The sequence below is a fragment of the Lujinxingia vulgaris genome (assembly GCF_007997005.1).
In the GTDB taxonomy this organism is placed as follows: domain Bacteria; phylum Myxococcota_A; class Bradymonadia; order Bradymonadales; family Bradymonadaceae; genus Lujinxingia.
The window spans coordinates 20,398-27,643 of the sequence record NZ_VOSL01000028.1 but is presented as its reverse complement, the minus strand read 5'-3'; the positions used below and the strand labels follow the sequence as shown (position 1 = coordinate 27,643).

At 68.4% G+C, this 7,246-nt stretch carries 6 protein-coding genes; 1 reads left to right on the top strand and 5 read right to left on the bottom strand.

The window, feature by feature from the left end; genetic code table 11:
- Window positions 1-393, bottom strand: a 393-nt coding sequence (locus tag FRC96_RS06655; RefSeq protein ID WP_146973727.1) for a hypothetical protein, incomplete at its 3' end; no start/stop codon positions are given.
- Between the two features lie 203 nt (window positions 394-596).
- On the opposite strand from FRC96_RS06655, the gene FRC96_RS06650 reads away from it, so the two are divergent.
- Window positions 597-1,439: a mechanosensitive ion channel family protein gene (locus FRC96_RS06650; protein ID WP_146973726.1), complete on the top strand. Its 843-nt coding sequence runs from the start codon at window positions 597-599 to the stop codon at window positions 1,437-1,439.
- On the opposite strand, the gene FRC96_RS06645 is transcribed toward FRC96_RS06650, so the two are convergent.
- Genes FRC96_RS06645 through FRC96_RS06630 form a run of 4 tightly spaced genes read right to left on the bottom strand, consistent with a single transcriptional unit; the run spans window position 1,429 to window position 7,241 of the window.
- Window positions 1,429-2,973, bottom strand: a complete 1,545-nt coding sequence (locus FRC96_RS06645; RefSeq protein ID WP_146973725.1) for a hypothetical protein — start codon at window positions 2,971-2,973, stop codon at window positions 1,429-1,431. The two genes, FRC96_RS06650 and FRC96_RS06645, sit on opposite strands and share 11 nt — an antisense overlap.
- Window positions 2,973-5,558 carry an Hsp70 family protein gene (locus FRC96_RS06640; protein ID WP_146973724.1) on the bottom strand — a complete coding sequence of 862 codons (2,586 nt, stop codon included), beginning with the start codon at window positions 5,556-5,558 and terminating at the stop codon, window positions 2,973-2,975. The genes FRC96_RS06645 and FRC96_RS06640 overlap by 1 nt, the downstream gene beginning before the upstream one ends.
- The gene (locus tag FRC96_RS06635; protein WP_146973723.1) at window positions 5,555-5,938 is read right to left on the bottom strand and encodes a hypothetical protein; all 384 of its coding nucleotides are present in this window, start codon (window positions 5,936-5,938) and stop codon (window positions 5,555-5,557) included. Before FRC96_RS06635 ends, FRC96_RS06640 begins: the two co-directional genes overlap by 4 nt.
- The gene (locus FRC96_RS06630) at window positions 5,931-7,241 is read right to left on the bottom strand and encodes a hypothetical protein (protein ID WP_146973722.1); all 1,311 of its coding nucleotides are present in this window, start codon (window positions 7,239-7,241) and stop codon (window positions 5,931-5,933) included. Before FRC96_RS06630 ends, FRC96_RS06635 begins: the two co-directional genes overlap by 8 nt.
- Window positions 7,242-7,246 lie beyond the last annotated feature (5 nt).

Genomic DNA, 7,246 nt, shown 5'->3' with positions numbered 1-7,246 from the left:
AGCCTCCTCACCGCTGCGAGCGGCACGGGCCGCCTCCGCGGAGGCCGGCGCGTCGCCCGCCAGGGCGGCCCTTGCCGCGAAGGCGTAGGCGCGGGCGCGACGAAGCTGAAGATCGAAGTGCGCGCGCTCATCGAGAAGCGCTTCATCCAGGTGACGCGCCAGGGCGTCGTCGTAGGTGCTCAGCGCGAGCCGGAGCGATTCGGGGGTGTGGCGCGCCTCCCAGAGCTCGTTGGCTTCCTGGATCATCGCGAGCACCTCGGCGCGCGGGTTCTCCGCCGGGGCCTGGGAGGAAGGCACCTCATTGGCAGGGGGAGGCGTTGAGGAGCAGGCGACCACGCTCGTTACGAGCGTGATCATCGTCAGGATCAACAGGTTGCGCAGCGGCATCAACATAACCTCGAAGTCGGGTGGAAGAGCGTCTCAGCACAGCCTAGACCGGCGGATCACCCGCGGTAAAGCCGCCTGTGCTCTTGCGTTTTCAAAGGGGCGTGTCTATTGCGTAACCCATTGGAAGTCCTCCTGTGGCGCGGATCGTAACCGTTTCACGTCACCCTTTGAGGATTTGTGTCGTTGACCCGTGATGGAAGGAGTGTTGTATGAATTTCGATTTCGCTACGCTGACCGATGCTGCCAGCGCCTGGCTTGCGACCGAAGGGTTGGCGTTGGCGCGCAACCTGCTGGTCTTCTTGCTGATTGTGGTTGCGGGCATGATCGCCGCGCGCATTGTTCGCAAAGCGGTCCGTGCGGGCTTCGACCGCTCGCGTCTGGAGCCCTCGGCGCTCTTCACGCAGTTTGTCGTCAATGTCTCCAGTAAGTCGGTGATGTTGCTCGCCCTGATCATTGGTCTGGGAAACCTGGGCATCGACACCGGGGCGTTGATCGCCGGTCTGGGGGCGACGGGCCTGGTGCTGGGTTTTGCGCTCAAAGATACGCTGTCGAACTTCGCTGCGGGTATGTTGCTGTTGCTTTACCGCCCCTTTGATGTGGGGCACTACGTCGAAATCAACGGGATCGCCGGGACGGTCAAAGATCTGACGCTGGTGTCGACGCTGCTGAGCACGCCCGACAACAAGCGCATCACGATCCCCAACTCCGGGGTGTGGGGTAATCCCATCATCAACTACTCCGAGGCGACCACCCGACGCGTCGATATCGTGGCGGGCATCGCCTACGACGCGGACATCGACGAGGCCAGGGCCATCTTTGAAGATATCCTGGCGTCGATGGAAGGGGTGCTTCAAGATCCGGCTCCCACGGTCACGATGAACGGGCTGGGTGGAAGCTCGGTAGACTTCGATCTGCGCGGCTGGGTCAACACCGCGGACTTCTGGGCGGTGCGATCGAAGCTGCTCCGTGAGGTGAAGTACCGTCTGGACGCGGCCGGCATCGGGATCCCCTTCCCGCAGCAGGAAGTCTGGATGCACCAGCTCAAGGACTGAGCGTCAGCCAGGTTGTGGCAAGAGCCGCGTCCCGTCGGGACGCGGCTTCTTTCAAGGTTGATGATTTTACATAATAAAAAATATCATCGCGCTCGCTGGGGTCTCCGTTTTGCCGCGCGCGTTCGGCCAGGGGCAGAGCGCAGGTCGGGAGCCCGACGCGGTAGAGGTGCGCCGCCAGAGCCCACCATCCATAGGAGGGGGAGGGGCCGCGGGCGTGTTGGCTGGCGAGGTCCACAAGCTCCGGCAGAAGCGCTTCGTCGGAGGTGAGCTCGGGCTGCTCTAGAAGTCGGGGCCAGAGTAGGGCCAGGGCGCGAAGCGCGCCGGTGTCGTCTTCCAGCGCCCGGGCCGCAGCGTTCAGCGGATGGAGCAGCCCCTCACCACGATGCCCCTGCGCGAGGTTCGCCAGGGTCTCCGCGAGCGTGGCGTAGAAGTGGGAGAGAGGGTCGCGCTCGGCCGGCACCGGGCTGTTGGCGAGCGACTCGGCCGGGCTGAGGAGCATGGCGGCGTGTTGCGCCACCGGTCGCCAGCGCGCGGGGGCGTCGAGCGCGAGGCGATCCAGTGCCGCTGTGGCCTCTTCGACTGTGTCGGGCTTCGGGATCGGTGCGCTCGCCAGGTGCTGCAGGCGTTCTCGGGCCTCGATGTGGCGCTGCCAGTGTGCGCACTCCGCCTCGTCGAAGAGCGTGGCGATGAGATCCGGGAGACGCTCGCGCTCTGTGGGGTGAAGCTGGAGCGGGGCGTTGCCGAGAAGTTCACGCGCGATGGCGCGCAGCTCCTCCTGACCCTGTGGGGGCGCCACCGTGTCGGGTCGGTCCCGCAGCGCATCGAGCAGAAGATCGATGACGCGGACCCGGTCGATCCAGCGCTCGCTATGCGTGAGGGCGTGGGCCATCCAGAGCTGCTCGGTGCGCGATAACGCGCTCCAGTTGAGCTGCCCCAGGGCCTGCTGGCCTGCACTTCGGTTGAGCCCGCTGTTCAGCGAGAGCGCGCCGCGGCGGAGCTCGCAATGGATTTGAAGCGGCGGATGATCGTCCTCGGCGTGTGGCCTCGAGTGGCGAGCGCGGCGAGCAGCCAGCGCGAAGGCCTGGTCGGCCCGGAGACGATCTCCGGACGTGAGGTGGCTGCTCTCCTCGAGCGCGTGCGCCTCCAGGTAGGGGCCCGCGGCGGAGTCGGGGCGCGCCAGGGTGAGCCAGGCGCCGAGCGCCTGGAGTGTGGCGGCGTGGTTGAGATCTTCCAGGGGCTTGAGCGCGTCCCATAGGCGCGTTTCGGCCCCGGGCCCCTCCGGCAACAGCCGATCGCCGAAATGATGAAGAAAGGCGCGATACTCGGCCAGATCGTCGAGGTTGGCGGCGACTTCGGTGGCTTCGACGAGAAGCTCCGGCCAGCGCTCGGACGCCTCCCCGCGTCTGACGAGCCAGTCGGCTTCGTCGACGAGCGTGGCCAGGGCGTCGGCCCAGAGCTCGCGCTGGCGAAGCTGGCGCTGGCGTGACGCGAAGTAGCTCGCGCGCGCCTCGTCGAAACGGTCGCGAAGTGACATCAGCTCTCCTGACGTTTGAGAAGTCCCAGCGTTCGCACCCGTTGTAGGCCGAGCTCCAGGTGGTCGATGGCGACGTGGATCGCCTCCAGAGTGTCGGTCTGGCGGGTAAGGGGGATGGCGTCGGCGCGCGCCTTGAGCTCTTCGAGGGGCGTGAGCACCTCGTCGTTGAGGCGCTGCGTAAGGCTGTCGAGCTCGCGCTGCTGGAGCGCGCGACGGTCGGCGTCGGAGCTCAGCGCGAACTCGCGAAGATCGCGGCGCACGCGGGCCATGCGGGTCTGGCAGGTGTCGAGCATGCGGCGGGCGTGGCCTTCTGGATCGGCGCGTAAGAAACGCGCCTCGTCCTGAACGACGGTCTCATAGGTGGCCTGCACGCGGTCGGCAAGTTGGCGCCAGGCGGCGTCATCGGAGCCGTCCCATACGCGCGCAACCTCCGAGGAGAGACGGTCCAGGCGGGCGCGCCACGATTCCCGGGTGATGCCCTGGACATCACCGTTGCTGGAGAACACGGCGCGACGAATGCCATCCAGCGTCGCGTCGACGCGCCCGCGGCCGGGGATGCGCTCGGCGCGCGGGGCGAACTCCTCCAGCAGCGCTTCAAGTCGCCTGGCGAGGACCTGAAGGCGCAGCGGGTCCTGATGCACCGCCGCCTCAATGCCGGCGATCAGCGGGGAGACATCGCGCTCAAAACGGCGGGCCTCCATGCCCCAGAAGTGGCGCGCGGCGGTCTCGGCGCGGCGCATCAGCGCCTCGATCTGAGGCCAGTCCAGGTCGGGGGGCGTACGCGGCGGATCGATGCGCACCCAGAACTCCTGGGCGCCGATGTTGCCTTTGGCGCTCATCGCGAGCGTCTCATCGACGTCCAGCTCCAGCGTCAGCGGGGTCCCGGGGGCGGTATGCTCCGGCAGGGGCATCACCAGGGTGTGGATGGGCAGGCGATCCTGAAAGAGCTGGAGCACGACCGCGCCGCTGGTGTCGGCGGTGGCCAGGCGATGGGTGGCGCGCGTGGGGAGATGGGCGCCGCGGGGGATCAACGTGTGGCGCGAGGGCTTGCCGTCTTTGACGACCTCCAAAAAGATGCCTCGGGAGAGTACCGCCGGGTTGCTCAGCGCGGGCGCAGGAGCGGGGCGCTCGGCCGGGGCGCGACGCGGAAGCCAGAGTGGCAGGCTCGCCAGGGGAAGGCCCGCACCGTCGACCAGGGTCGCCGTGGGGCGCTCCGAGACACCTTCGGGGAGCGCCGGGATAAAGAAGTTCCAGACGCCTTTCTCCTCGGTCGCCCGGAGTGGGGCGCGGGCCAGCGCCTCGGAGGCCTCTCGGAGCTCCAGCGCCTCGGGCTGCCCCGCGCGCGCCAGCTCCACCTGCCCGCTTAACGCCTCGCCCGGCCCCGAGGGGATGTCGACCAGCTCGACGGCCGCGCTCCCGGCGTTGCTCTCGATGCGCAGCCGACCCAGGGTCGCCGCGTGCAGCGCCGCCCCCAGCGCCACGCACATCTCAGGGGAGTCGCTCAGGGGCGCCTGCGCACGCGAGACGCCCTCGCCACAGAAGGCGTCAGCGATGGCCTGCTGAACCGCCGGTACATGGGTGGAGCCGCCGACCAGAAGCACGTGGTCGATGTCGGCCAGCGTCACCCGAGCCTGCTCGCCGCTCTGATGTAACGCGCGTTGACAGGCCCCCAGGGTGCTCTCGATCAGATCGCTGATGGCGTGCTCAAACTCCGGTCGCGTCACCTCGACGCGCGCCTGCACGGGCCGGCCTTCGCGATCGCTGAAGCTCCCCTCAAGCTCCAGCGTGGCGGCGTCCTGTGCGCTGAGCACCTCTTTGAGATCGCGGGCGTGACGGGTCAGAAGTTCAAAGCGCAGGCGGTCGTCCGGCGCATCGAAGCCCGTTCCCAGAGCATAACCGGCGGCGTTGAGGCGGCTTCGCAAGAGCCCGGCCAGGCGACGGTCGAAGTCGTCGCCTCCCAGGTGATTGTCGCCGTCGATGCCCAGCACCTGGTACTCCCCGGCCAGGCACCGAATCACCGACACGTCGAAGGTGCCCCCGCCCAGGTCGTAGACGAGAAAGTTGCCGTCCTGAAGCCGGTGCTTCCAGCTGTAAAACATCGCCGCGGCCGTGGGCTCCTGAAGCAGCCCGATGACCTCAAGGCCCGCCAGCTCGCCGGCCTGGCGTGTGGCCTCGGCCTGGGTCACGTCGAAGTAGGCCGGGATGGTGATCAGCGCGCGCTCCAGGCGAAGCTCTGCCTGATCGACATGGCCCTGAAGTTGGCCGGCGAAGCGGGCCACAAGCGCCGAGAGCAGGTGCCCGGAGGCCTCAATCGGGGTGAGGGTGCGCGAGCCCAGCTCCAGCGCGTCGCTCTGTCCCATCCGGCGCTTAAACGAGGTCAAGGGCGGGGTGGGCCCGAAGCGGGTCGCGTAGGCCGGGCGGCCCGCCACAAGATCGCCGGCCGGGCTCAAGCCCACCGCCGAGGGCATCACCTGAGCGCCCTGGTCGTCCTCAAAGGTCCGCGGTGAGGCGGCCCCGGGGAGGTAGATCGCCGCGCTGCTGTGGGTCGTGCCCAGGTCGATGCCGAAGGGTGGGGTCAGTCTCATGGGGTCTCCCCGGGGTTACGATCTCGAAGCGCAGGCCAGAAGGGGGGGCGGAGCGCGGGGGCAGCCCCCGGCCGGGCGTCGAGGTGCAGCGCGTCGTGCAGCGTGGCCTGAAGATCGGGAAGATCGGGGGCGGGCACCTCGGGAAGCGCCTCGATGCAGGCCCAGGGATCGCGCCGGAGCGTGACGCCGGGGTGGGTCCACAGCGCCTGGGCGAGCCGTGTTTGCGGGTTTGTGGTCAGCGCGCGCCAGTCGTCGCGCAACTGCTGGCGCTCCTCCGGAGGGAGCGCGCGGGCCAGCTCCTGCATGGCTCGGGTCAACTCGGCGGGGCTCTGGGAGGGGTCGAGATCCCAGCGCTCGAAGATGGAGGCAGGCTTACTCACGGGGGGCTCCCTGAACGTTAAAGCGGGCACGCTCCTCGAGAAGATCGCGCTGGTAGTCGGCGAGCAGCTCGTTGGCCGGGTAGAGCTCCCGGGCTTCATGGAGCGCGTCCTCGGCGCGCTGGAGCGCGCTCTCAATTCGCCTGCGCACCGCACCGATCGCTGCGCCGAGCTCGGGGGTGGCCGCAAGTTTGAGAAGATCGCGGTTGGCACGCTCAAGCATCAGATACGAGAGCATGCGGCTGGCGTTTCGGTGGCCTTCGCACGTCGTCAACGCGCGGCGGAGGTGCGCTTCGCGGGTGTCGAGGCTAAACGCGATCTCGGCCTCAAAGGTGTGGAAGTCGGCCAGGGGGCCGGCCGCCTCAATGTGGTCCTTTCGCGCGATCGATTCCAGGCGATCGGCAAAGGGTTTGAGCGCCGGAAGCAGGTGCTCGGGGGCCTCCATCGCCTCATCGCGTTCCAGCCGTCGCAGCTCCCAGAGGATGTTGAGGCCGGCGCGCAACGCGGCCAGATCGCATCCCGGGAGGCCGCTCAGAATGCGCACGCGCTGCTCAAAGCCCTCCAGCGGGGCCACGAGCTCGGCGGCGTCGGCGTGGGTCAGGTTGATGGCCTGAATGTGAGTGTGCAGCGCTTCGGTGAGCTCGGAGGCCAGGGTCTGACGGAGGGTGTGCGTGAGCTCTGCACCACCCTCAGCCAACTCGGAGCTCGCCTCGCCAAAGACGCGATCGCAGCAGTCCAGGGCATGCTGTGCGAAACGAAGCCCGCGGCGGTCCGGTGAGGCGGTGAGCGCGTCGAGGTTGAGCGCGCGCCGCGCCCGCTGCTCGAGCGCCTCGAGCGCCGGGCCAGGTGCCGCCCGTCGGGTGGCGCGGATCGCCTCGGCGGATGCCGTCGGTAAGCAGTGCTGAAGGTAGTCTTCCAGCCACCCCTCGTCGGCATTGACCCACGCCTGGAGCGCCTCGCCCCAGACGTGGCCGGCGAGGCTGAGATCGTCGCGCTTCAGCGCGTCGAACACGATCTCCGAGAAGATCAGGGCGTTGTGGTGAGAGGTGCGCGCCGAGAAGCCGGCCTCCCGCGCAAGCTCCCAGGCGCGAGGCCAGGCCGAGACCGAACGCAATGCCGCTTCCAGGATCGGCCAGCCCGGATCATCCCGCAAAGAGGCGTACCAGCCGCTGAGCTGGTCGCAGCGCGAAGGGCTCAGCTTGAGCGTCCCGGCCGAGAGGCGGTCAGCCAGCGCCGGGAGCCGCTCGCGCGCCTCCAGCAGGATCGTAAGCTCGTGCTCCAGGGTCGCCTCGGGCATCACCATCATTCAAA

Excerpts from the sequence above, each read along its gene's own strand:
- FRC96_RS06650 (WP_146973726.1), top strand. The coding sequence starts at position 597 with ATGAATTTCGATTTCGCTACGCTGACCGATGCTGCCAGCGCCTGGCTT.
- FRC96_RS06645 (WP_146973725.1), bottom strand. The coding sequence starts at position 2,973 with ATGTCACTTCGCGACCGTTTCGACGAGGCGCGCGCGAGCTACTTCGCG.
- FRC96_RS06640 (WP_146973724.1), bottom strand. The coding sequence starts at position 5,558 with ATGAGACTGACCCCACCCTTCGGCATCGACCTGGGCACGACCCACAGC.
- FRC96_RS06630 (WP_146973722.1), bottom strand. The coding sequence starts at position 7,241 with ATGATGGTGATGCCCGAGGCGACCCTGGAGCACGAGCTTACGATCCTG.